At 57.1% G+C, this 23956-nt stretch carries 23 protein-coding genes; 17 read left to right on the top strand and 6 right to left on the bottom strand.

Annotated elements, in window-relative coordinates; translation table 11 throughout:
* Positions 1-34 precede the first annotated feature (34 nt).
* Positions 35-1897 carry a bifunctional 2',3'-cyclic-nucleotide 2'-phosphodiesterase/3'-nucleotidase gene (locus ACR0NE_RS00220; protein WP_170596837.1) on the bottom strand — a complete coding sequence of 621 codons (1863 nt, stop codon included), beginning with the start codon at positions 1895-1897 and terminating at the stop codon, positions 35-37.
* A 196-nt stretch (positions 1898-2093) separates the two neighbouring features.
* Between ACR0NE_RS00220 and nudC the strand changes: the two genes are divergently transcribed.
* The 3 genes from nudC to ACR0NE_RS00205 are packed head-to-tail and all read left to right on the top strand — an operon-like array spanning position 2094 to position 4096.
* Complete coding sequence (gene nudC / locus ACR0NE_RS00215) at positions 2094-3077, top strand: NAD(+) diphosphatase (RefSeq protein ID WP_170596838.1); 984 nt, start codon at positions 2094-2096, stop codon at positions 3075-3077.
* Between the two features lie 39 nt (positions 3078-3116).
* A complete protein-coding gene (locus tag ACR0NE_RS00210; protein WP_170508814.1) occupies positions 3117-3584 on the top strand; it encodes an SRPBCC family protein in 468 nt (155 codons plus the stop codon).
* A gap of 14 nt (positions 3585-3598) precedes the next feature.
* Positions 3599-4096, top strand: coding sequence for a GNAT family N-acetyltransferase (locus ACR0NE_RS00205; RefSeq protein ID WP_170596839.1), 498 nt, complete (start codon positions 3599-3601; stop codon positions 4094-4096).
* 116 nt (positions 4097-4212) lie between these two features.
* Here ACR0NE_RS00205 and ACR0NE_RS00200 read toward each other — a convergent pair whose 3' ends face one another.
* Entirely contained in the window at positions 4213-5046 is an 834-nt protein-coding gene (locus tag ACR0NE_RS00200) for a prephenate dehydratase (RefSeq protein ID WP_170596840.1), read from the bottom strand.
* A gap of 121 nt (positions 5047-5167) precedes the next feature.
* Here ACR0NE_RS00200 and ACR0NE_RS00195 point away from each other — a divergent pair, with 121 nt between their 5' ends.
* The 5 genes from ACR0NE_RS00195 to ACR0NE_RS00175 all read left to right on the top strand — a co-directional run bounded on the left by ACR0NE_RS00195 (position 5168) and on the right by ACR0NE_RS00175 (position 11539).
* The gene (locus ACR0NE_RS00195; protein ID WP_170398660.1) at positions 5168-5677 is read left to right on the top strand and encodes a c-type cytochrome; all 510 of its coding nucleotides are present in this window, start codon (positions 5168-5170) and stop codon (positions 5675-5677) included.
* A 174-nt stretch (positions 5678-5851) separates the two neighbouring features.
* Entirely contained in the window at positions 5852-7762 is a 1911-nt protein-coding gene (locus ACR0NE_RS00190; protein ID WP_170514718.1) for an extracellular solute-binding protein, read from the top strand.
* A 1-nt stretch (position 7763) separates the two neighbouring features.
* Positions 7764-8858: a microcin C ABC transporter permease YejB gene (locus ACR0NE_RS00185; protein WP_170398655.1), complete on the top strand. Its 1095-nt coding sequence runs from the start codon at positions 7764-7766 to the stop codon at positions 8856-8858.
* Positions 8859-9965 carry an ABC transporter permease gene (locus ACR0NE_RS00180; protein WP_170398652.1) on the top strand — a complete coding sequence of 369 codons (1107 nt, stop codon included), beginning with the start codon at positions 8859-8861 and terminating at the stop codon, positions 9963-9965.
* Positions 9962-11539, top strand: coding sequence for an ABC transporter ATP-binding protein (locus ACR0NE_RS00175; RefSeq protein WP_170398649.1), 1578 nt, complete (start codon positions 9962-9964; stop codon positions 11537-11539). Before ACR0NE_RS00180 ends, ACR0NE_RS00175 begins: the two co-directional genes overlap by 4 nt.
* Positions 11540-11561: 22 nt before the next feature.
* Here ACR0NE_RS00175 and ACR0NE_RS00170 read toward each other — a convergent pair whose 3' ends face one another.
* Positions 11562-13487: an elongation factor G gene (locus ACR0NE_RS00170; RefSeq protein ID WP_170562441.1), complete on the bottom strand. Its 1926-nt coding sequence runs from the start codon at positions 13485-13487 to the stop codon at positions 11562-11564.
* Between the two features lie 213 nt (positions 13488-13700).
* A complete protein-coding gene (hemN, locus tag ACR0NE_RS00165; protein WP_170596841.1) occupies positions 13701-15056 on the bottom strand; it encodes an oxygen-independent coproporphyrinogen III oxidase in 1356 nt (451 codons plus the stop codon).
* Between the two features lie 61 nt (positions 15057-15117).
* Between hemN and fnrL the strand changes: the two genes are divergently transcribed.
* Both fnrL and ACR0NE_RS00155 read left to right on the top strand, forming a co-directional pair.
* Positions 15118-15861 (top strand): transcriptional regulator FnrL, encoded by a 744-nt coding sequence (gene fnrL, locus ACR0NE_RS00160; protein WP_170406526.1) that lies wholly within the window; start codon positions 15118-15120, stop codon positions 15859-15861.
* 39 nt (positions 15862-15900) lie between these two features.
* Positions 15901-16155 carry a GlsB/YeaQ/YmgE family stress response membrane protein gene (locus ACR0NE_RS00155; RefSeq protein WP_170398637.1) on the top strand — a complete coding sequence of 85 codons (255 nt, stop codon included), beginning with the start codon at positions 15901-15903 and terminating at the stop codon, positions 16153-16155.
* Positions 16156-16197: 42 nt separating this feature from the next.
* Here ACR0NE_RS00155 and ACR0NE_RS00150 read toward each other — a convergent pair whose 3' ends face one another.
* Positions 16198-17037 (bottom strand): universal stress protein, encoded by an 840-nt coding sequence (locus ACR0NE_RS00150; RefSeq protein WP_170398633.1) that lies wholly within the window; start codon positions 17035-17037, stop codon positions 16198-16200.
* Positions 17038-17229: 192 nt separating this feature from the next.
* Here ACR0NE_RS00150 and ccoN point away from each other — a divergent pair, with 192 nt between their 5' ends.
* The 4 genes from ccoN to ccoP are packed head-to-tail and all read left to right on the top strand — an operon-like array spanning position 17230 to position 20664.
* Positions 17230-18837, top strand: coding sequence for a cytochrome-c oxidase, cbb3-type subunit I (gene ccoN, locus ACR0NE_RS00145; RefSeq protein WP_170596842.1), 1608 nt, complete (start codon positions 17230-17232; stop codon positions 18835-18837).
* 14 nt (positions 18838-18851) lie between these two features.
* Entirely contained in the window at positions 18852-19580 is a 729-nt protein-coding gene (gene ccoO / locus ACR0NE_RS00140) for a cytochrome-c oxidase, cbb3-type subunit II (RefSeq protein ID WP_170398627.1), read from the top strand.
* 11 nt (positions 19581-19591) lie between these two features.
* Positions 19592-19804 carry a cbb3-type cytochrome c oxidase subunit 3 gene (locus ACR0NE_RS00135; protein ID WP_170398624.1) on the top strand — a complete coding sequence of 71 codons (213 nt, stop codon included), beginning with the start codon at positions 19592-19594 and terminating at the stop codon, positions 19802-19804.
* Positions 19801-20664 carry a cytochrome-c oxidase, cbb3-type subunit III gene (ccoP, locus tag ACR0NE_RS00130; RefSeq protein ID WP_170398621.1) on the top strand — a complete coding sequence of 288 codons (864 nt, stop codon included), beginning with the start codon at positions 19801-19803 and terminating at the stop codon, positions 20662-20664. The genes ACR0NE_RS00135 and ccoP overlap by 4 nt, the downstream gene beginning before the upstream one ends.
* Before the next feature lie 151 nt (positions 20665-20815).
* Here the strand turns inward: ccoP and ACR0NE_RS00125 are convergent, their stop codons facing one another.
* Positions 20816-20974, bottom strand: coding sequence for a hypothetical protein (locus tag ACR0NE_RS00125; protein WP_170398617.1), 159 nt, complete (start codon positions 20972-20974; stop codon positions 20816-20818).
* A gap of 101 nt (positions 20975-21075) precedes the next feature.
* On the opposite strand from ACR0NE_RS00125, the gene ACR0NE_RS00120 reads away from it, so the two are divergent.
* The 3 genes from ACR0NE_RS00120 (at position 21076) to ACR0NE_RS00110 (ending at position 23954) form a co-directional block, all read left to right on the top strand.
* Positions 21076-21954, top strand: coding sequence for a LysR family transcriptional regulator (locus tag ACR0NE_RS00120; protein WP_170562453.1), 879 nt, complete (start codon positions 21076-21078; stop codon positions 21952-21954).
* A gap of 111 nt (positions 21955-22065) precedes the next feature.
* Complete coding sequence (gene ccoG, locus ACR0NE_RS00115; RefSeq protein WP_170398610.1) at positions 22066-23493, top strand: cytochrome c oxidase accessory protein CcoG; 1428 nt, start codon at positions 22066-22068, stop codon at positions 23491-23493.
* Between the two features lie 2 nt (positions 23494-23495).
* The gene (locus ACR0NE_RS00110; protein ID WP_170398607.1) at positions 23496-23954 is read left to right on the top strand and encodes a FixH family protein; all 459 of its coding nucleotides are present in this window, start codon (positions 23496-23498) and stop codon (positions 23952-23954) included.
* The last annotated feature ends 2 nt before the right edge of the window (positions 23955-23956 follow it).

Below are 23956 nucleotides of genomic sequence, written 5' to 3'. Positions count from 1 at the left end.
CGATATAGGTGCATCCCCTGAAAATGGCAACCCGTCAGAAGGTCAGATGAATACGCATGAAACCATCCGCATCGTCGGGCAGAATGCGTGGATGATACTCAGCAAGCTCTGTAACATGGTGTAGCGCGCGCGGCCCCGTTGTCAGGATCGCGCCCTGCCTTTGGTTTGGTACAAAAGAAAAGGGGCGCGGTGCATGCGCAAGTGGGTCGGCGGGCAATGTGCCCGCGACGTATTTGCATAGAATATCCTGTATGCTGATCTGAGGCAGGTCAATCATACGGGCTTGTCGCGCAATTGGAAAATGACCACCGCCATTGGCGCGGTAGTTATTGGTGGCGACAAGGAAACTCTGGTCAGGCGCAATCGGCTGCCCATCGAATTCCAGGTTGCGTATGCGGGAAAATGCCGGATCAATCACTCGACCGAGCGTATCGAACCGCGCCGGTTGCGAAAGATCGATCTGGTAGGTGACGCCATGCAGGACATCGAAGTTGAAGCCCGTGCGCTGAGGATCGGCAAGATCGATCGGGGCGTCTGAGCCAAGTTGATGGAACAGCCCGGCTGACATCTCAAGCCAGTCCCGAATCTGAGAACCTGAGGCCAGCACCGCGCGCAATTCATTAGGAAAGACACTGAGATCGGCGATATGTCGAACTGAAATCTCGCCTGAGGGGATATCCGTGTAGTACTTGCTTCCTGCGCGCCCGCCGAACTTTGCCGGGGCGGCTGACGATATGATAGGCAAATCTGCCCAGTCGGTATCGACCAAATGCGGGCGTAGGGCAGCGGCCTGAGCCGCCGCAACCAAGGCCAGACCGCGATCCGGTAAGCAATATGAGAAGTAGCTGTGCAGCGTGTGTGGGATTGTGCCCACTGGCCTGGTCACCCTTTTGCGCGTCGCAGCGTGGCCGGTCGCAAACAGCTCTGTGATCCTTTGGCATTCGGGTATTTCTGTGCCCGATTGAGCGATTGCCCGCGCTTCGACATGGCTGCCTGTAATGCGCCAATTGCCGGTGGTATCTTTTTGCAGTGTCAGATCAATGATCCCAAGATGAGACCCGGCCCAACCCTGCATGACAACCGGCGTTCCATGGACAAGCCCCCGCGTACTGTCGACGAATGAATAACCATCATGCGCCTTTCCGGGCAGTGTCAGATGGGTGTGGCCTGCGACGACGGCATCAATCAGCGGCATCTCGGCCAGCGGGATGATCGCGTTTTCCATATCCGGCTCGGCCATTGCCGATCCCAGTCCGGTATGCGCAAGGGCGACAATCAGGTCGCAACCTTGCACGCTGAGATCTTCAGCAGCGCGCCGCGCAGCGGCCAGAATGTCTGTTACCACGACCCGGTCCGTTAGCAGATGTGCTTCCCACTGTGCGGTTTGAGAGGGCAAAACAGAAAGAACCCCGATCCGGATTGCGGTGTCCTGTCCATTGAGTCTGACAACCCGATGCAGAATCGTGTGTGCATCCCAACCTTGTTCGGTCTGAGTGGTTTGCATATTGCTGCAAATCATTGGGCAGGCGGTTTGGCGAGCGATGCGATTGACGAGTTCCAGCCCAAATCCGAAATCGTGATTGCCCAATCCGATCGCGTCATAGTTCAACGTGTTGAACGCGCGTGGCAGGGGATGGGCGTCTGGCACGTTTTCAGCTGCCCAGTTGCCAAATGGCGTTCCCTGCAGGCTATCACCATTGTCAAACAACAGCACAAGGGCGTCATCGCGTTCAGCCTGTCCGCGCGCCTCGTGAATCAGGCTGGCGGTACGGGTCAAACCAATCGCAGGTTCGGGGCGATCCGAATAGTAATCATATGACGTCAGGTGCATGTGTAGATCGGATGTAGCAAGGATTCGAATCCATGCGCCATCATCTGCATCTCTTCGTTGTCGCATTAAATGCTTTGATTTCAATATCTTCAACTTCTATCTGTCAGTGTGCCAACGTTTCCACCATGAGGTCGATTTAATGCAATTTCCGAGGCGATGCTGCGGTCATTCCGCGGCAGGGTCGAAAAATGTTTGGTAGATACCCGTTGCACGATCAGGTAAGACGTGGCAGCCCTTTGCGCGGCAGTCAGGAACGGCAGGCATGAAACGCGCAGAACAGGTGACATTTGGCGGCTCGGCACTGGATCGGGCGGGTTTGCTGCGTGGCGACGCGGACAAACTGGCACAGGTTTATCGTGACCCTTTGGCAACATGTGTGTTGCTGTGGCGCGGCAAACTGTTGGTTGAGGGTGAGGCACTGGACCGGCTCGTCCGGCTTCCGATGAAGCACAAGATTCTCGATCAGGGCCCGGGCGGTGTGATCGAGCAACCGATTTTCCTCGGAAAATCCGAGGATGGATCGCCGCTTTTTGCCATGGATATCTCGGGTTGGGCGGCTGAAGGGCTGGATTTATCCGGTGTCGGAGATTTTGTCGACCGCTGCGAACAGCAGCACCCTGACCTGCCCGAGGGGTATGTTTTTGCCGAACTGCGCCGCATCATGACGCGCCTCAACCCACGAGACGCAGAGATTGCGGCAACCGCCAAGGCGGTGATCGGCTGGCACGAAACGCATCAATTCTGTGCCCGATGTGGTGCCCGCAGCGAGATGTCTCAGGGTGGATGGCAGCGCAGTTGCCCGGCCTGCGGCGGCCAGCATTTCCCGCGCACCGATCCTGTGGTCATCATGTTGATTACCCATGGCAATTCGGTGCTGATGGGGCGCTCTCCGGGCTGGCCTGAAGGCATGTATTCGCTTTTGGCTGGTTTTGTTGAGCCCGGTGAAACGCTGGAAGCCGCTGTGCGGCGCGAAGTGATGGAAGAGGCCGGCGTGCCCGTGGGCGCGGTGAGCTATCTCGCAAGCCAACCCTGGCCATTTCCCGCATCCCTGATGTTTGGATGCGCAGGCGAGGCGTTATCGCGCGATATCCAGATCGATCCGGTCGAGATCGAGGATGCGATCTGGGTCACACGGACAGAGATGATGCAGGCCTTCGCTGGGGATCACCCTAAGCTGTTGCCTGCCCGAAAAGGTGCGATTGCGCACTTTTTGTTGCAACACTGGCTTGCAGACACGTTGGACTGACGAGAAACTGAACCCAATCTAGGGCAGAGAAAAGCAAACATGCAGTTTTCAGCGCAGGAAGATATCGATGTCCCAATCGAGACGGTCTTCACCATGGTCTCTGATTTTGAGCGCTTCGAACGCAAAGCCTTGCGGCGCGGAGTTGATGTGCGTCGGGTCACGGGGTCGGTTGTGCCGCAGGCCGGAATAACCTGGGAGACCGAATTCAAGATACGTGGCAAGCCACGTCATATCATTATCGAGATGACTGAATGCGACCGCCCGTCCTTGATGCGGTTCCAGTCCAGCAGCAAGGGAATGAACGGCGACACGGTGATCGAGCTTTTGGCGCTTTCCCAACGTCGGACACGGCTGCGCGTTGAAACATCGCTGGGTGCGAAAACGCTGCCCGCCCGCCTATTGCTTCAATCCCTGAAGTTAGGGCAATCCCGATTCAGGCGGCAGTTCCAGACCCGTCTCAGCGAATTCGCGCGCGATATGGAGGAACGACACCTCCATGGTGTCTGACAACCGAGAAGTAGATGAGCAGTTTAACGAGACCGATCATACGCGACGCTGTCGAAGCCGATGCGGATGGCTTGTCCGGTGTGCTAACAGCGCTTGTAGCGGCCGGAAAGCGGACCAAGCCCGCCGAAAGCGCCTTTGCACTGACGCATTACATCTGCGACCCTGAGCGGATTCAGTGTAGCCTTGCCGTTGCGCCGGACGGACAGATACTGGGTTTCCAGTCGTTGAAGCTTGCCACCCGAAACAACCCGTATGGCGTTGCGGTCGGGTGGGGCATCATTGGGACGCATATCAAACCGTCCGCTGCGCGATGTGGTATCGGTCGGGCGTTGTTCAAACGTTCTCTTCAAGCCGCTCGGCAGCAGGGATTGCCCGCTATCGATGCTACGATCGGGGCCAATAATTTCGACGGCCTTGGCTATTATGAGGCGATGGGATTCAGAGAGTACCGGCAGATGGATGGCGCGATTTGCAAGGTCTATCGCATGGGGACCGGAGTGACCAACCCGTAGTCCGCCGCACTTTCAGGATGTCGCACCGAAGGACTCTAATCACTGTTCTAAGGTGCAAGCGTAGCTGCCCCGCCTATCCAGGCCGTTCCTTTGAAGGGGCGAGCCGATTGCCTGCACTAACCACGAGGTTGCGCAGCCGGATAAACGCCGAGGACTTCTACGTTGGTGGTAAAATGCTCAAGCTCATCCATCGCCAGTTGCACATTTCGATCGCCTGGATGACCCACGATATCGGCATAGAACTGGGTCGCGGTGAAGGACCCGTCGACCATATAGCTTTCCAGCTTGGTCATGTTGATTCCGTTGGTGGCAAATCCGCCCATCGCTTTGTACAGCGCCGCCGGGATGTTACGCACCTGAAAGACAAAACTTGTGATCATGCCGTGATCACCACGGCGCGATTCGTCGGCCTCACGAGACATCACCAGAAAACGGGTCGTGTTGTCGCCCTGATCTTCAATGTGACGGGCCAAAACGTTGAGGCCGTAAATCTCACCTGCCAGCTCACTGGCTAACGCTGCGGAGTGTTTGTCGCCGATCTCGGCGACCTCGCGTGCGGCACGAGCATTATCCGGGCTGACCCTGCCACGAATTCCGTGTTGCTTCAGGAAACCTGCGCATTGTGGTAGCAAGACGAGGTGGGAATGCGCCTCATTGATATCCTCCAGAGTCGCGCCCGGTACGCCCAACAGGTTGATGTGCACGCGCACAAATGCTTCGTCGATGATGTGCAGCCCGCTATGCGGAAGCAGGCGGTGAATATCGGCTACACGACCATAGGTGGTATTTTCCACCGGTAGCATGGCCAGATCAGCCTCACCTGAGCGCACTGATTCGATCACATCTTCGAAAGTGCGGCAGGGCAGGGCGTCCATATCCGGTCGCGCGTTCCGGCAGGCTTCGTGACTGTATGCGCCGGGTTCTCCCTGAAATGCTATGCGATTGGTCATTTGGTCGTTTCCGTGCAACAAGTTCTTGAATTGGGCGTTTAGTCGCGGTGTCTATACCTTGCGTCTTCTCAGGGGAAGCCTTAGACACCCCGCAGACAGCTGAAATGGACACGCGATCAAAATGTTCGACACGATGACAGTTACCAAAGCCGCAGCCGGCTTGTTTGGCACCTTCCTGGTGTTGCTTCTGGCAAAATGGGGGGCGGATGTCCTCTATAGCTCTGACAGCCATCTTGCCGAAGCTGCTTACATTATCGAAACCGAAAGCTCGGGCGAAAGCGCGGACGGCGAAGAAGTAGTCTTTGAAGATATGTTGGCTGCAGCCGATCCGGAAAAAGGCGCGCGCGTATTCCGCAAGTGCACCGCTTGCCACAAACTGGAAGACGGCGCCAATGGTACAGGTCCTTACCTTTACGGTGTCGTAGATCGCCCGGTTGCCTCAGCAAAAGGCTTCACCGGTTATTCGGCCTCGATGCAGGCCCATGGCGGCAACTGGACACCCGAAGCCCTGGACGCGTTCCTGGAACGCCCAAGCGCCTATATCTCGGGCACTTCGATGAGCTTTGCTGGCCTGAAAAAACCACAAGAACGCGCCGATCTGATTGCGTATCTGCAGACCATCGGCAACTGATCTGTTGATCAGATTTGCAGGATTTAAAGCCGCTGCCTTGCGCAGCGGCTTTATTTTTTGTCTGAGAAGAACTTCACAAAGCGTTCACGCATTCTAAACTTGCAACTGACAGTGCTGGACCTTTAGCTGGCGGGCACGACAATGAAGATGACAGAAATTCAGAGGACGAGCCTGATGAAACCCCTTCTGCCCCAGATGCGCTTTACCGGAATTCACGCTTGGGCTGCGGCTTTGGGGATTTCGGCGACACTGGTTCTGGGCAGCAGCGATCCTGCCCGTGCCAATGAAGAGGGCGTCACGCGCAGCCACGGGTATTCCTATTTCGGAAATCTGGATTATCCGGCCGACTATCCGTACTTGAACTACGTCAACCCAGACGCACCAAAGGGCGGAGAGCTGTCTTTATCGGGCTCAGGTACGTTTGATTCCCTGAACCCTTATTCGCGCAAGGGGCGGGCAGGCGCTTTGACCACGCTTCAATATGACCCGCTGATCGAAAGTACCGCGGACAGTGTCGGGCAGTATTATGGGGTTGTTGCGGAAAGTATGGAATATGACGAAGGGCGCAATTATGTGATCTTCAATCTGCGCCCCGAAGCTATGTTCTGGGATGGCACCCCGGTGACTGCCGAAGACGTCGTCTATAGTCATCGTTTGTTCATTGAGCAGGGTTTGCCGTCTTATGCGCAAGCCGTCGGGCGCATGGTTACAGGGGCTGAAGCTCTGGACGACCACACTGTAAAATTTACTTTTAGTCCGGATGTCACCCGGCGCGGGTTGATCGAAACCGTCGGGTCGACCCCGGTATTTTCAAAAGCCTGGTTCGAGGCCGATGAAAGCCGTCGTCTGGACGAACCGCGGCTGGAGGTCGCCGTTGGTTCAGGTCCTTACAAACTGGACAGCTATGACATCAACCGTCGTATCGTCTACAAGCGTCGCGACGATTATTGGGGCAAGGATCTGCCGATCAACATAGGCCGCAACAATTACGACACTATCCGGATCGAGTATTTCGCGGATCAAACCGCCGCCTTCGAAGGGTTCAAGGCGGGCGAATACACGATGCGTATCGAAAGTGACCCCAAGCTCTGGGCCTCTAGTTACGATTTCCCGAAACTCAGCGAAGGGTTTGTCGTGCAGGACGAGATCGTGGATGGTAGCCCACCAACGCCGTCGGGTTTCGTTTTCAATCTGGGCAAGCCTCAATTTGCCGACAAGAATGTGCGTAAAGCGCTGGCGCTGGCGTTCAATTTCGAATGGGCAAATGAATCGCTGATGTTCGGTCTGAACGCACCGCGCAGTTCATTTGTGCAGGGGACACATCTTGAAGCGACAGGCGTGCCGGAGGGTGCCGAACTGGCGTTTCTGGAAACGCTGGGTGACGTGGTTCCGGCCGAGGTGTTCAGCGAGCCTGCGCTTGTCGTCCACGAATCCAATCCAGCTCGGTTGAACGACCGTCGCAATTTGCGGCAAGCCTCGAAACTGCTGGACGAGGCTGGTTGGCCCGTCGGCGACGGCAATCTGCGCCGCAATGCCGATGGGCAGACGCTGAAGGTCAATATTCCGTATGCGTCGAGCATTCCAACCTCGACCGCCACCATGATCGAGACCTATGTGCAGAACCTGCAGTCGATCGGTGTGGATGCTTCGGCCGAGAAAGTAGATCCTTCTCAATTCACCCTGCGGCGGCGTGAGCGTGATTATGATATGGTATATTCGAACCGCTATGGCTCGTTCCTGTCGACCGGTGGTGGTCTCAGTCAGATGTACGGTTCGGAAGAAGCCGCGTTTAGCTTGTTCAACCCTGCCGGTCTTGCCAGCCCGCTTGTTGACGCTGTGATCGAAGCGTCATTCGACACGACAAATCAGGCAGAACAGGATGCTGCGCTGATGGCGTTGGATCGTGTCTTGCGTTATGAGTTCTTCGTCATTCCCGATGGGTATGTGGCGGATTACTGGACGGCTTATTACGACATGTACGAATACCCTGAAAACCTGCCTCCATTCTCGCTTGGGTATCTCGATCTGTGGTGGATCAACCCCGAGAAAGAGGCTGACCTGAAAGCCAAAGGCGCACTGCGATAACATGGGCGCCTATATCCTAAGACGCCTGTTGCTGGTCATTCCGACTCTTCTGGGCATCATGATCGTCAACTTCACGCTGGTGCAGTTCGTGCCCGGTGGTCCCATTGAACAGATCATCGCGCAGATCGAAGGGCAGGGCGACGTCTTTGCTGGGTTCGCCGGTGGTGGCGACGCCGGAGCCGGGGCCGAGCCCGCAGGTGGTGCCTTTGATGACAAATACGTCGGTGCGCGTGGCCTTCCGCCCGAATTCATCGCTGAACTGGAAAAAGAGTTTGGCTTCGACAAACCGCCACTGGAACGCTTTCTGGGCATGATGGGCAACTACCTGACGCTGGATTTTGGCGAGAGCTATTTCCGCTCGATCAGTGTGATTGATCTGGTTCTGGAAAAGATGCCGGTGTCTATTTCGCTGGGTCTGTGGTCGACGCTGATCGCCTATCTGGTCTCGATCCCGCTAGGTATCCGCAAGGCGATCAAGGACGGGTCGAGCTTTGATACTTGGACCAGCGGTGCGATCATCGTGGCCTATGCTATCCCCGGTTTCCTGTTTGCCATTCTGCTGCTGGTGTTGTTCGCCGGTGGCTCTTACTGGCAGATTTTCCCGCTACGGGGTTTGACTTCGGACAACTGGGACAGCCTCAGCCTGTTTGGAAAGATTACTGACTATTTCTGGCACATCGCTTTGCCGATAATCGCGCTGACCATCTCGGCCTTTGCGACGCTGACGCTGCTGACCAAGAACTCGTTTCTGGATGAGATCAAGAAGCAGTACGTGATGACCGCTCGCGCCAAGGGTTTGAGTGAAAGCAAGGTGCTGTATGGTCATGTCTTCCGCAACGCGATGCTGATCGTGATTGCAGGTTTCCCTGCTGTATTCATTGGTGTGTTCTTCGGTGGATCGATCATCATCGAGACTATTTTCTCGCTCGATGGTCTTGGGCGTCTGGGCTTTGAGGCCGCAGTGGCGCGCGACTATCCGGTGATTTTTGGTACGCTTTTCATATTTGGCCTGATGGGGCTGGTCGTCGGCATAATCAGCGATCTGATGTATGTGCTCGTTGACCCGCGTATCGATTTCGAAAAGCGGGAGGGGTAAATGGCACTCTCCCCTCTCAATCAGCGCCGTTGGCGCAACTTCCGGCGCAATGGCAGGGCGTTCTGGTCGCTGATCATCTTCTCGGTGTTGTTCGGCCTATCGCTGTTTGCCGAGTTCATCGCCAACGACAAACCGATCCTGGTAAAGTACCGGGGTGAAATCTACACGCCTGTCTTCAACTTTTACGCCGAGACTGAGTTCGGCGGTGATTTCCAGACCGAGGCGATCTATCGCGACCCCGAGGTCATGTGCCTGATCGATAGCGGCGGATTGGATCAGTGCTTCGACGACCCCGAAGGTATTATCGACGAAATCAAGGCGGGCACGTTCGAAGCGGATGGGTTTGAGCGAGGCTGGGCCATCTGGCCTCCAATCCCGTATTCCTTCAACACCAGCGTGGACCGCCCAGGCGCTGCACCGCTGCCGCCTAATGGTCAGAATCTGCTCGGCACTGACGACACCAAGCGAGATGTGCTAGCTCGTGTCATCTATGGCTTCCGCCTGTCGATCCTGTTCACTTTATTGGTCACCGGTGTCGCCAGTCTGATCGGCATTTTTGCCGGGGCCATTCAGGGGTTCTTTGGCGGTTGGCTGGATCTGATCTTCCAACGTATTATCGAGATCTGGTCTGCGACACCCTCGCTTTATGTCATTATCATCATGTTCGCGATTCTTGGGCGAAGTTTCTGGCTCTTGGTGATTCTGATGATCCTGTTCAGTTGGACCGGATTGGTGGGCGTCGTGCGCGCTGAATTCCTGCGGGCACGAAATTTGGAGTATGTCCGTGCCGCGCGGGCGCTGGGCGTGGGTAACATGACGATCATGTTTCGCCACATGCTGCCTAATGCGATGGTCGCCACGCTGACCTTCATGCCGTTCATCGTGACCGGAACCATCGGTGGGCTGGCTTCGCTGGACTTCCTTGGCTTCGGTTTGCCGTCTTCAGCCCCGTCGCTTGGAGAGTTGACTTTGCAGGCGAAACAGAACCTTCAGGCACCGTGGCTGGCCTTCACTGCCTTCTTCACCTTTGCCATCATGCTGTCGCTGTTGGTCTTCATTTTTGAAGGCGTCCGCGATGCGTTTGATCCCAGAAAGACCTTCTCATGAGCCTTTTGGATGTGAACAACCTCAAGGTCTCGTTCCGGCAGGACGGGCAGGTGAGTGCGGCAGTCAAAGGCGTGTCCTTTACCGTCGACCGGGGTGAAACGGTGGCTTTGGTGGGCGAATCCGGCTCGGGCAAATCCGTGACGGCGTTGAGCACTGTGTCGCTGCTGGGTGATAGCGCAATTGTCGAAGGCTCGGTCACTTATGAAGGGCAAGAGATGATCGGCGCGTCCGAAGACAGGTTGATGGACGTGCGCGGCAACGACATTAGTTTCATCTTTCAGGAGCCGATGACCTCGCTCAATCCATTGCACACGATCCAGAAACAGATGGCGGAATCGCTGGCTCTGCATCAGGGCGTTACCGGCGATGAGGCGCGGGAACGGATTGTAGAACTGCTGACCAAGGTCGGCATCCGAGACCCCGAGGAACGACTGGACAGCTATCCGCACCAGTTGTCCGGCGGGCAGCGTCAACGCGTGATGATCGCGATGGCGTTGGCGAACAAGCCGGACATTTTGATCGCGGATGAGCCGACAACGGCGCTGGACGTCACCATCCAGGCGCAGATTCTGGAGTTGCTGGCCGAACTGCAAAAGTCCGAGAACATGGGGATGTTGTTCATCACCCATGACCTTGGCATCGTCCGCCGCATCGCCGACCGGGTTTGCGTGATGAAGGACGGTGAAATTGTCGAAGCCGGAGTGACAACGGAGATTTTCGACAACCCGCAACACCCCTATACTCGCAAGCTTCTGGAGGCCGAGCCGTCCGGGCACCCTGACCCGGTGGCCCCGGATGCCGAAGAGGTAGCCCGCACTGATCACCTGAAAGTCTGGTTCCCGATCCAGCGCGGTTTCCTGAAACGGACCGTAGGCTATGTGAAGGCCGTCAACGACGCGACCCTCAGCGTTCGTGCCGGGGAAACGCTTGGGATCGTGGGGGAGAGCGGCTCGGGCAAGACGACGCTTGCGTTGGCCATCATGCGTCTGATCGCGTCCGAGGGCGGGATCACTTTCCGCGACCAGAATGTGCGCCGCTGGTCAACGCGCGAGTTGCGGCGGTTGCGCAAGGATATGCAGATCGTATTTCAGGATCCGTTCGGCAGCCTCAGCCCGCGGATGACCTGCATGCAGATCATCGCCGAGGGGCTGGCCATCCATAAGGTCGATCCTCATCGCGCCCCGCGCGATCTGGTGGCCGAAGTGATGAACGAGGTCGGATTGGACCCCTCTGCGATGGACCGTTATCCGCATGAGTTTTCCGGCGGGCAACGCCAGCGGATCGCCATCGCCCGCGCCATGGTGTTGCGGCCCAAGCTGCTGGTTCTGGACGAGCCTACAAGTGCGCTGGACATGACCGTGCAGGTGCAGATCGTTGACCTGCTGCGTGACCTGCAAAGGAAATACGGGCTGGCCTACCTGTTCATCAGTCACGATCTGAAGGTCGTGCGCGCGATGTCCCACAACGTGATCGTCATGCGAAACGGCGATGTGGTCGAGATGGGCGCTGCCGAAGATTTGTTCGAACACGCCCAGACCGACTATACCCGCGAGCTGATCGCGGCGGCGGGCTGACACGCAGCCCGCGCCTTTGATGTCAGGCTATTTCCTTATTTTTGGCTGACGCGGGAACGGGGCCGCGCAGCTCTTCATAGTGATCGAATTGTAGTTTGACCCAACCGGTCCCGCGGGTAGCACTGGCAAGTGTGCGGTGCAGTTCATCCTCGGCCACGGCGGGGAGTGTCGCATTGAAGATTTCCCAGCCTGAGGCGTTGGGATTGCCTTCGAAACCTAGCACCTGACCCTGCAAGGAACTGATCGTGGGGACCAGGTCACCGACGAAGGTTGAAGGCAGATGGATCTCGGCATTCAGGATCGGTTGCAAGACGACGGGTTTCGCCTCGGGCAGCGCTTCACGTACCGCGTTCTTGCCAGCGGTGCGGAAGGCATAATCCGAACTGTCCACGTTATGGTGCTTGCCGTCGCTGAGCGTCACCTTGACGTCCACCACAGGGAAACCTTCAGGCCCCTCAACCAGTGCGTCCTTGGCCCCATGTTCAACCGAAGGAATGTAGTTCCGGGGTACGGCCCCGCCTTTGACCACTTCTTCGAACTGAAACCCCGAGCCGCGCGGCAGCGGCGCGATTGAGATCACCACATCAGCGAATTGACCTGCACCGCCGGATTGCTTGCGGTGGCGGTGGCGATGATCGACCTTCGTGCGGATGGTCTCGCGATAGGCGGTTCCGGCGGCTTCGGCCTCAATCTCGATGCCGAAATCTTCGGCGAGTTTGGCGGTCACGCGGCGCATGTGCTGCGGGCCTTGTGAGCCCAGAATAGAATGACCGCTCAACTCGTCTTGCTCCAGGTGCAGGCCGGGGTCGATCTCAACCAACCGGGTCAATGCGTTCGACAGTCGCACGTCGTCTCGCTCATGCGCGGGCGATACGACCTGACGATGCGCGGCTGGATGGGATGAGGCCCATTCCGGCAACGGCGTTGCCGCCGCGCTGTCATAGATAAAGCCAGGATTAAGGTGGTCGGATTTGACAGCAAGGCCGATCTGCCCGGCCTCAAGCGCGCTGATTTGGGTCTTGGCGTCCAGGGTTGTCAGGTTTCCCACAGTTTCGCCACCAAGGGATTCATGTGCTTTCACACCGTCGCCCAGACCACGCAATACGGTGATCTTACCGATATGCTTCTTCACATCTGCAAAGCCTGCGATGGCACGTGCGTTTTCTTCGGCCTCATCCCGATCAGCTGCAATGTTGAATTCCGGTGCCTCATGGCGCAGCGCCTTCATCAAGCGGGTCAGACCGTTGCCATGGCTCGCGGCACCCAGACAAGCCGGGATCAGCTGATGGTTCTGCAAGACCTGTGCAGCCAGCTCGTAGACCTCCTCGCTGGGGGGCTGTTTGTCCTCGATCAGTTGCTCCAGCAGATTGTCATCGAAATCCGATAGGGTCTCCAACAACTCGGTGCGTGCTTCCTGTTCGCGGTCTTCCACTGATTGCGGTAGCTCGATCAGGGCCGAGGGCTGCCCCTCCTGATACTTCCAGGCGCGTTCCGAGATCAGATCGACTGCGCCGATAATGGTGTCTCCGTCGCGGATCGGCACCTGCCGCAGAGCGATGTGGTGGGTGCAATAGGTCTGCAGTGCAGCAACGATGTCGCGGATGCGACCGTTGGGGCTGTCCATGCGGTTGATGAATAAAAAACAGGGAATGCCTGCTTCTTCGACCAACCTCAGATACGGGGCACACAGAACGGCAGCATCGGGGTCAGGTGGGACAACCACAACTGCTGCGTCCGAGATCGCCATGGCCGGGCCGACATAGGCCAGCGCATCGCCGCCTCCGTCTACGTCCACCGCGCACCACGGTTCGTTTAAATAAGAAAAACCGTGCAGATGCACGGTTCCGGCAACATCGAATGTGGTGGGCCGCCCGTCGAGGCGGCTGATCGCTTCGACCAAGGTGGATTTGCCCGATTGGCTGGGGCCGAGGACGGTGAAAACGCGCATGAGTGCTGTCCCTCTTTCAGGTTGCAGTATGGCTGCACGAAAAGGGCTGTCGAACGCATGCGCGTCGGCAAGAACTGTCTGCGTTTGCCTGCCTCAGGCTGTGAAGAGGTGGGTCTCTCCACCCCTTGAGTGTGGAGAAAACCGAAGGCATGCGTCAAGCCCCCGTGCCGGTTTGTAAGGGAAGGTCGCAAAAAACGACCTGCCGAAGAGTGTTCAGATCGCGGAACTATGCCCAGCCTTACTCAGGTCATACGCGTCAAAGCTGCGCGCGATCATGCGGGTCAGCGCACGTGCTTCGGGCGGTATGAACAATCCGTTTTCATCCACGCGTAGCAACCCGTCGAAGGCCGCGTTTGCTGTTGCGTACATTTGCTGCAGTTCCGCAGTTGAAATGTCATAATCGCGCAGAATCTCGGCCGAGTTGATTTGGAAATCGCACATCAATGCTTCGATCAGACGCGACCGTAGAACATCCTGACCTTTGAACAAATGCCCGCGCGACGTCGAGAACCGCCCTTCGCGTATGGCCTTCGTATGAGCCGAGGTTGCCGGTGCGTTTTGCGCATATCCTTGCGGGAAGCGTGAGATCGAGCTGGCACCCAAGCCAATCAGAATAGGAGCTTGATCGTCTGTATAGCCCTGGAAATTCCGTTTCAATCGACTAGCGCGCAGCGCATGGGTCAGCCCATCGTCCTGCGTTGCAAAGTGGTCGATCCCGATCTCGGCATAATTGTCCCATAGGAACAGTCGCCGGGCGGTTTCAAAAAGTTCCAGTCGCTGTTCCGGTGTGGGCAGGGCATCTGATGGAATCAACTGCTGGCGCTTGGCCATCCACGGCACATGCGCGTAGCCATAGAGTGCGACCCGGTCAGGGTTCAGCGACAACAGCTTTTGCACACTTTCGGTCATGCGTGCCTTGGTCTGGTGGGGCAGGCCATAAAGGATGTCCGCATTCAGGCTGGATATACCACGCGCGCGGATCATCTCGGCAGCTTCGCGGGTGGTGTCATAGCTTTGAATGCGACCGATGGTTTTCTGGATTTCGTCGTCAAAATCCTGAACGCCGATCGATGCGCGGTTCATCCCGGCTTCGGCCAGTGCATCCAGCCGGGCTTCGTCGATCTCATTCGGATCGATCTCGACGGAAAACTCGGCGTCTGGGCCTAAAGGCACAATCTCAAGGATTCGCGCGGCCAGATCCCGCATCAGGTCTGCATTCAACAGCGTCGGCGTACCGCCGCCCCAGTGTAGCCGCGACAATTTAACACCCTCTGGCAGGCGTGCCGCCAGCAGGTCCAGCTCGGCCTTTAGCACGTCGACATAGGCAATGACCGGGTTATCAGTCTGGGTGCCTTGTGTCCGGCAGGCGCAAAACCAGCACAGCCGACGGCAGAAGGGTACGTGGATGTAAAGCGAGATTGAACTGCCCGGAGCAATCCCGGAAATCCAGTCGCTAAACAGATCAGCCCCGACGTCATTGCTGAAGTGGGGTGCGGTGGGATAGCTTGTGTAACGCGGTACTTTCGCGTCAAAAAGTCCAAGCCGTGCCAGTTGAGGTTTCAGTGTCATAAAGATATGACTATAGCTGGAGGGCCCAGGGTACTTTGACCGAAATCAAATGGAAGCGCGAATGACACTCAAGGCCCAATTCGACCACACCAATTGCGCAGAATGCCCGATCCGGCATCGTGCGGTGTGCGCGCATTGCGAAAAGGACGAGCTGGAAGAGCTTGAGAACATCAAGTACTACCGCAGCTTTGAGGCGGGGCAGACGATCATCTGGTCCGGCGATCCGATGAATTTTGTCGGCTCGGTCGTGTCGGGAATCGCGTCTTTGACACAGACGATGGAGGATGGGCGCAGGCAAATGGTCGGCCTGCTGCTGCCTAGTGATTTCGTGGGTCGCCCTGGACGAGACAACGCGCCTTATGACGTGGTTGCAACCACCGATCTGATGATGTGCTGTTTCCGCAAAAAGCCGTTCGAAGACATGATGATCACAACGCCGCACATCTCGCAGCGTCTGCTGGAAATGACGCTGGACGAATTGGATGCGGCCCGTGAGTGGATGCTGGTGCTTGGGCGCAAGACGGCGCGGGAAAAGATTGCCAGCCTGCTTTCGATCATCGCGCGCCGGGACGCATCGATTCATCAAGCCGGAATGGTAGCTCCGATTGTCTTTGACCTGCCACTGACGCGCGAGGCGATGGCCGACTATCTTGGGCTGACCCTGGAAACTGTCAGCCGGCAGATTTCCGCCTTGAAGAAAGATCAGGTCATTACTCTGGAAGGTAAACGCCATGTAACAATCCCCGATATGGGGCGCCTAATGGAAGAGGCGGGCGACGATACCGATGGCGGATTTCTGGTCTGATGCCTCAGCCCGCCGCCCTCGAACAATTGGGAGTCCCTTATGGAATTTAGCGGTTTACTCGCCATGCTGTTCATCGGCGCGATAGCTGGCTGGCTGTCGGGAAAAATCATGGAAGGGCGTGGGTTCGGCCTGATCGGGAATATTATAGTCGGGATTGTCGGTGCGTTTCTGGCGGGCACGATCTTTCCCGCCCTGGGCTTTGCGGTTGGCGGAGGGCTCATCTCTTCGATCTTCTTTGCCACTATCGGCGCGGTGATCCTGCTGTTCCTGATCGGCCTGATCCGCAAGACATAAAGCCGCACCAGAGACGGACGGCTTTTGCGTTTGTTGGCGTCGTCAGTGAGCCAGAAACACGGGGATTTCTGATTGCTCCAGCATATTGCGGGTCGCACCGCCCAAAATGGCCTCGCGAAAGCGCGAATGGCCATAGGCCCCCATAACGATCATATCGGCCTCGGTATCGGCAGCGTGGCGATTGAGGATGTCCGAGACGCGCGTCATGGTCTTGCTGAGCACGTCGATTTCGCACTTCACCCCATGTCGCGCCAGCATCTGAGATAGCAGACCGCCCGGGTCCGATCGATCCGGCCCATGACGCGGTGGATCAATCACAACAATCCGTGTGAGTTCGGCCTGCTTCAAGAATGGCAACGCGCGACGGATGGCGCGCATCGCTTCGACGCTTTCGTTCCAGCCCACCATGACGGTTTTTGGGGCCGAAATCGGTTTGTTATCATCGGGCACCAATAGCACCGGCGAATGGCCTTCGAACATGGCGGCTTCGACGATGGGTTCCGCTTCTGCGTCGCGGTCTTTTCCATAAGGTCGGGGCAATACAACGAGATCCGAAAAGCGTGCGCGGCGTGCGACATGTCGCCCGAGATCAGCGATCTGAGCTACCCCGTTTTCAGCGGACCAGCGCACGCCCGACTTACCCAGATAATCCTGAGCGTAGGCGAGTATCTCGTCCGCCTCGGCATTGGCGCGGCTCAGGGTCTCCTGCAGGATCAAAGCGTTTGCACCGGCATAATAATAACCGGTCTGACTGCGATCGACGCCAAGACACAACGCTTCGACATGGGCGTCCTGCCCTTCTGCCAATGCCACCATTTGTGCCAGTGCGTTCTGAGAAAGCTTGGTTTCCGTCATGACCGTAAGAAGAGATTTAAATGCCATGTCGACCTCATGTTTCCGGCGCTGTCCGTTGCCAGCGCGTGTCTGTTTCTGCAAAATACCTCTCACAGAAAACAGGGGCTTGTCTTGATGCAGATCAAAGCGTCAAAGGCGACCTCGCTGCATTACAGCATGCAGTCAAAAAGGTTTCGCGTGACACGAAGAATCGCGCGAGGCATGGCAAAGGGACGCAATATGTCAAATTACATCAAGCTGATCGTGCTTGGGCTGGTGGTGCTGTTCGCAGCCATCGGCTCTAACTACGCACGGGATTTGGCGTATCAGGTGCACGCAATTCTGGTGATGTTGATCGCCGGCGGTCTGTTCATCTGGACGCTTAGAAACACGGAAGAGCCAGATATCCTCGTCGACCGCTCTGGTGAGTATATGGATGACGTGATCCGCTACGGCGTGATCGCAACCGCATTCTGGGGGGTAGTCGGGTTCCTGGCGGGGACTTTTATTGCATTCCAGCTAGCTTTTCCGGCGCTAAACTTCGAATGGGCGCAGGGCTATCTTAATTTCGGGCGTCTGCGGCCTTTGCATACATCGGCGGTTATCTTTGCCTTTGGCGGTAACGCGTTGATCGCAACTTCGTTCTATGTCGTACAGCGCACCAGCGCTGCGCGACTTTGGGGTGGAAACCTGGCATGGTTCGTGTTCTGGGGCTATCAGCTGTTCATCGTGCTTGCGGCAACCGGTTATATACTTGGTGGAACGCAGTCGAAAGAATATGCCGAACCTGAATGGTACGTTGACCTGTGGCTGACTATTGTCTGGGTTGCCTATCTGGCTGTTTATCTGGGCACGATCATCAAGCGGAAAGAGCCGCACATCTACGTGGCAAACTGGTTCTATCTGGCCTTTATCGTGACTGTCGCCATGCTGCACCTGGTCAACAACATGACCATCCCGGTTAGCATCTGGGGATCGAAATCGGTCATCGTCTGGTCTGGTGTTCAGGATGCCATGATCCAGTGGTGGTATGGCCACAACGCCGTGGGCTTCTTCCTGACTGCCGGTTTCCTGGGTATGATGTACTACTTCATCCCGAAACAGGCTGAGCGTCCGGTATTCAGCTACAAGCTGTCGATCATCCACTTCTGGGCGCTGATCTTCCTGTATATCTGGGCTGGTCCGCACCACCTGCACTATACTGCGCTGCCTGATTGGGCCTCGACCCTTGGCATGGTGTTCTCGGTGATCCTATGGATGCCTTCGTGGGGTGGTATGATCAACGGTCTGATGACCCTGTCGGGTGCATGGGACAAACTACGCACTGACCCAGTGATCCGGATGATGGTGATTTCGGTCGGCTTCTACGGCATGTCCACGTTCGAGGGTCCGATGATGTCGATCCGCGCTGTGAACAGCCTCAGCCACTATACCGACTGGACTATCGGTCACGTACACTCGGGCGCGCTGGGCTGGAACGGTATGATCACCTTTGGTGCTCTTTACTTCCTAGTCCCTGTTTTGTGGAAGCGTGAGCGTCTGTACTCGCTGCAGCTGGTCAGCTGGCACTTCTGGCTCGCCACCATTGGCATCGTTCTCTACGCGGCGTCGATGTGGGTCACCGGTATCATGGAAGGCCTGATGTGGCGTGAAGTGGACGCCAATGGCTTCTTGGTGAATTCGTTCGCTGACACCGTTGCCGCGAAGTTCCCGATGTATGTGGTGCGTGCGCTGGGTGGCGTGATGTTCGTCGCTGGCTCGCTGATCATGTGCTACAACCTGTGGATGACTGTACGGAAAGCGCCGGCCAAAGAGGCCAGCCTGACCGTCGCGGTCCCGGCTGAATAAGGAGGGCCGGAGCAATGGCAATTCTCGACAAACACAAGATCCTCGAGACCAACGCGACCCTCCTGCTGATCTTCAGCTTTCTGGTCGTAACTATCGGTGGCATCGTACAGATCGCGCCCCTGTTCTATCTTGAGAACACCATCGAGAAGGTGGAGGGCATGCGCCCTTACACCCCTCTCGAACTGGCGGGGCGTGAGGTTTATCTGCGCGAAGGCTGCTATGTTTGCCACAGCCAGATGATCCGCCCGATGCGGGATGAGGTTGAACGTTATGGCCACTACTCGCTGGCGGCTGAATCCATGTATGATCATCCGTTCCAATGGGGGTCCAAACGCACCGGGCCGGATATTGCCCGCGTCGGTGGCCGGTATTCGGATCAATGGCAGGTGGACCACCTGCGCGATCCACAATCGGTGGTGCCGGAATCGGTGATGCCGAAATACGGCTTCCTTGAGGATCGTAAGCTAGACGGCAAGTATATCGGTGACATCATGGCGGCAAATGCCGTGGTCGGCACCCCGTATACCGACGAGATGCTTGAACAGGCGCAGGCCGATTTTCGGGCGCAGGCCGATCCGGACAGCGATTATGATGGATTGTTGGAACGCTATGGCGACAAGGTCAATGTGCGTAACTTTGACGGTCAGCCCGAGCTGACTGAAATGGATGCGTTGGTTGCTTACCTCCAGATGCTGGGCACGCTGGTCGATTTCTCGACCTTCACCCCGGACGCAAGCCGTTAAAGGAGGGTGTGATGGAACTATACACAATTCTAAGGCAGTTCGCGGATAGCTGGATGTTGCTGCTCCTGTTCTCGTTTTTTATTGGCATCATCATCTGGGTTTTCCGCCCTGGTGCCAGCAAGGAATACAAGGACACCGCCAACATCCCGTTCCGGCACGCTGATGCCCCAGCGCCCCGTCGGGGCGACGACAAACCCGCCACATCCAAGGAGGCGCGGCAATGAGTAAGACACCTGAAAAACAGCCGGGCGATCCTAACACCACGGGTCACAGCTGGGACGGAATCGAGGAATTCGATAATCCGATGCCACGCTGGTGGCTTTGGACCTTTTACGCGACCATCATTTGGGGCGTGATCTACACGATCATGTACCCCGCATGGCCCTTGGTTCAATCGGCAACCGCCGGTGTGCTGGGTTGGTCCTCGCGCGAGCTGGTGCAGCAGGAAATGGTCGCGTTTGAAGAAGCGAATGCGCCGTGGAATGCCAAGTTGGTGGAAACACCGCTGGAAGAAATCTCGGCCGACGCGGAGCTGCAACAATACGCAGTTAACTCTGGTGGCGCTGTGTTCCGAACCTGGTGCGCGCAGTGCCACGGATCGGGCGCGCAGGGTGCGCCGGGTTTCCCGAACCTGCTGGATGACGCCTGGCTGTGGGGCGGCTCGCTTGAGGATATCGAGTACACCATCGCCTATGGCATCCGGAACGAGGAAAGCGACGACGCGCGCTATTCCGAGATGCCGGCCTTTGGTGAGATCCTCGAAAAGGATGAGATCACTCAAGTGGTTCAATACGTCATGTCCCTGACCAACGCCCAGACCGATGACGCGGCGGCGCAGGCAGGCAAGGTTGTGTTCGAAGACAACTGCGCGGCTTGCCACGGTGATGACGGCAAAGGCGACGTTTCCCAGGGTGCGCCGAATCTGACCGATGCGATCTGGCTTTACGGCGGCAGCCAAGAGGCCCTGACCGAGACGGTCACCTACAGCCGCTTTGGTGTGATGCCCCCGTGGGAGAATCGCCTGACCGACGCGCAGATTCGCGCTGTCACGGCCTATGTCCACCAGTTGGGTGGCGGTCAGTAAGACATAAAAGAACACCTCCGGGCGGTCTCCCGCCCGAAGGTCTAGGCACCGGCTGTTCCATCTGTTCGCGCGTTTCCAGAACAGCCGGTGCCGATTTTCAAATAATAGGGCTGCAATCTCTGCCGGTCCAGATACGGCATTCAAACCAGTATCAAAGATCGTTCAGATTTACATCGCGCGGGTTTTCTCTCCACCAATGATGTTCGGGCAGCCAGCGCCGCTTGCGACGGCCCGGCTTTGGCGCATCGTAGATGTGAGGCGTATTGATGCGTGTCGCGTTCAAAAAAGATCTGGCGAATACGGTCAGCATGGTTTCCCTCCTGTGCAGAGTTGTTTCTGAGCTTTAAGATTGACCTTTCGCACGCCGAATGCGACTCAATTACCATTTCAATGTGTAAGTAGGGTTTACATATGGACTGGCTATCACTGCCGCCGTTGGCCTCTCTCAGGGCCTTTGCAGCCTTCGCTGAGAAGCGAAGTGTTGTCGAGGCCGGTGCTGCGCTCAATGTTAGCCACGCTGCAATCAGCCAGCAGCTTCGCGCGCTCGAGAAACATCTGGGCGCGGCTCTGCTGGACCGAACGGGCAAAGCGCTGACACTTACCGCGGAAGGTGAGCATCTGGCCCGTGCCCTGCAGCTTGGATTTGGTGCGATCGAGGCTGCTGTGGGTGATCTGGCTCGCTCGGCTCAGGACCGCCCGGTTCATGTGTCGCTGACGTCTTCCTTCGCTGCATCTTGGCTGATGCCGCGACTGCCGAGTTTCCGCGCGACGCATCCCGACGTAAACCTGATCCTAGATCCAACCTTTGAGGTGGTCGAGCTGCAACCGGGTGGCGTGGATGTAGCGATCCGTTATGGCGCCGGCGGTTGGCCGGGGGTGGAGTGTGAGATGTTGTTGCAGACGCCGATGGTCATCGTCGCCTCACCCACACTATTGGGTAACAAGACCGATTGGTCCCCGGCAGAACTTGCGCAGTTGCCGTGGCTTGAGGAAATTGGCACGACTGAGGGGACAAAATGGCTGACTGAGCGAGGTGTCGGACCCGAACGCGGCGCGGGGCGTACGCAGCTTCCCGGTAACCTGCTGCTGGATGGTTTGCGGTCTGGGCAAGGGGTCACCGTCACTGTGCGACAATTCGTCGAAGCGGACATCAATGCGGGCCGCGTCGTCGAACTCTTCGCCGAGCCGGATACGCGCGGGTATCATATAGTTACGCAAAAACAAGCTCTTAGGCGATCCGTGAAAATCTTCATCAACTGGCTGAGGCGCGAAGCGCGAAGCCAGCAGTAATTCACGCGTCTAAAGGTGTCTGCACGATGCGCGTTTTGACCCATGTCAAAGTCCCTTGCCTCGTGATCTGGAAGAACACACACTCAGAATAGCCAGTTGCGGAGCCAGCCTGTGAGCGATTCCAATCCCACCCCCAGTCTCTACGCCGCCAGAGAGCCGATTTTCCCGAGACGTGTGTCCGGCCCGTTTCGCAATCTGAAATGGATCATCATGGCGGTGACGCTGGGCATTTACTATGTGACGCCTTGGATCAGGTGGGATCGCGGTCCAAGCCTTCCGGATCAGGCCGTTCTTCTGGATCTGGCGAACCGCCGCTTCTATTTCTTCTGGATCGAGATTTGGCCGCACGAGTTCTATTTTGTCGCTGGGCTGCTGATCATGGCAGGATTGGGTCTGTTCCTGTTCACCTCGGCGCTTGGGCGGGTCTGGTGCGGATATGCCTGCCCGCAGACGGTTTGGACGGACCTGTATATCCTTGTCGAGCGCTGGATCGAGGGCGACCGTAATGCGCGCCTGCGTCTGCACAGGCAGAAAAAGCTGGATTTCCGCAAGGCGCGGCTGCGCCTGACCAAGTGGGTCGCTTGGTTCTTCATCGGGCTCGCAACTGGTGGCGCCTGGGTTTTCTATTTTGCGGATGCACCAACTCTGGCGCGTGATCTGGTCACCGGAAACGCGCATCCAGTGGCCTATACGACGATGCTGATTCTGACCGGCACCACATTTTTCTTCGGTGGCTTTGCACGCGAACAAATCTGCATCTATGCCTGCCCATGGCCGCGCATTCAGGCCGCGATGATGGACGAGGATACCCTGGTCGTCGGATATCGCGAATGGAGGGGTGAACCACGCGGCAAAGGCAAACGTACGGCTGACAGCGAGCTGGGCGATTGCATCGATTGTATGGCTTGCGTCAATGTCTGCCCGGTAGGGATCGACATCCGAGACGGTCAGCAACTGGAATGCATTACCTGTGCGCTTTGCATCGACGCCTGCGATGACATGATGGCCAAGATAGGCAAGCCCCGTGGTCTGATCGATTATATGGCGCTGAGTGATGAAGCCCGCGAACGCGAAGGTCAGCCACCCAAAAACGTTTGGAAACACATCCTGCGTCCGCGCACGATCCTGTACACGGCGCTATGGTCACTGGTCGGATTTGCACTGCTCTTTGCGTTGTTCATTCGTTCGGATATCGATTTGACGGTTGCGCCGGTGCGGAACCCGACTTTCGTTACCCTTTCAGATGGCACGATCCGTAACACCTATGATGTACGCCTGCGCAACAAACATGGCGAGGATCGGCCATTCAAACTGACGATTGCGGGCGATCCATCGCTGCAGATTGAAATCGAAGGTGTTGAAGGCGAGACTGTTAATGTCACTGCAGATACGGCACAATTGACCCGCGTCTATATCACCGCTCCGCAGGGTACTGCCCCTGCGGCGGCTGACAGCACCTCGGTTCGCATCTGGGTCGAAGATCTGGAAAGTGGTGAGCGGGCCTACAAGGATACCAGTTTCAACGGACGAGGAAGCTGAGAATGGCAGAACGTCAATTCACAGGCAAACACGCATTGGCGGTATTTGTCGCGGCCTTTGGCGTGATCATCACGGTGAACCTCGTCTTGGCTTATAGTGCAATCAAGACCTTTCCGGGGCTTGAGGTGAAGAACTCCTATGTAGCCAGCCAGGAGTTCAATGAACGTTTGAAGGAACAGCAGGCCTTGGGTTGGAACATCAAGGCCGAGCTGACCGGAGGGCTGCTGGTGCTATACATAACCGATCAGACCGGTTCCCCTGTTGAAGTGGCAGATCTGCAGGCCGTGGTGGGGCGCGCCACCCATGTGAAGGAAGACTTCTCGCCGGACTTTACTTTTGATGGCATCGCCTATGCCGCTCCGGCTGCCCTGGGCAAAGGGAACTGGAACATTCGCCTTGTGGCCAAAGCAAAAGATGGTGCCGAGTTCGCGCAACGTGTGCCCCTGTATGTGAAAGGTTAGAG

It is taken from the genome of Ruegeria sp. C9 (genome assembly GCF_056537585.1).
Note: the sequence above shows the minus strand (reverse complement) of the source record. Positions and strands in the feature narration are given on the sequence as shown.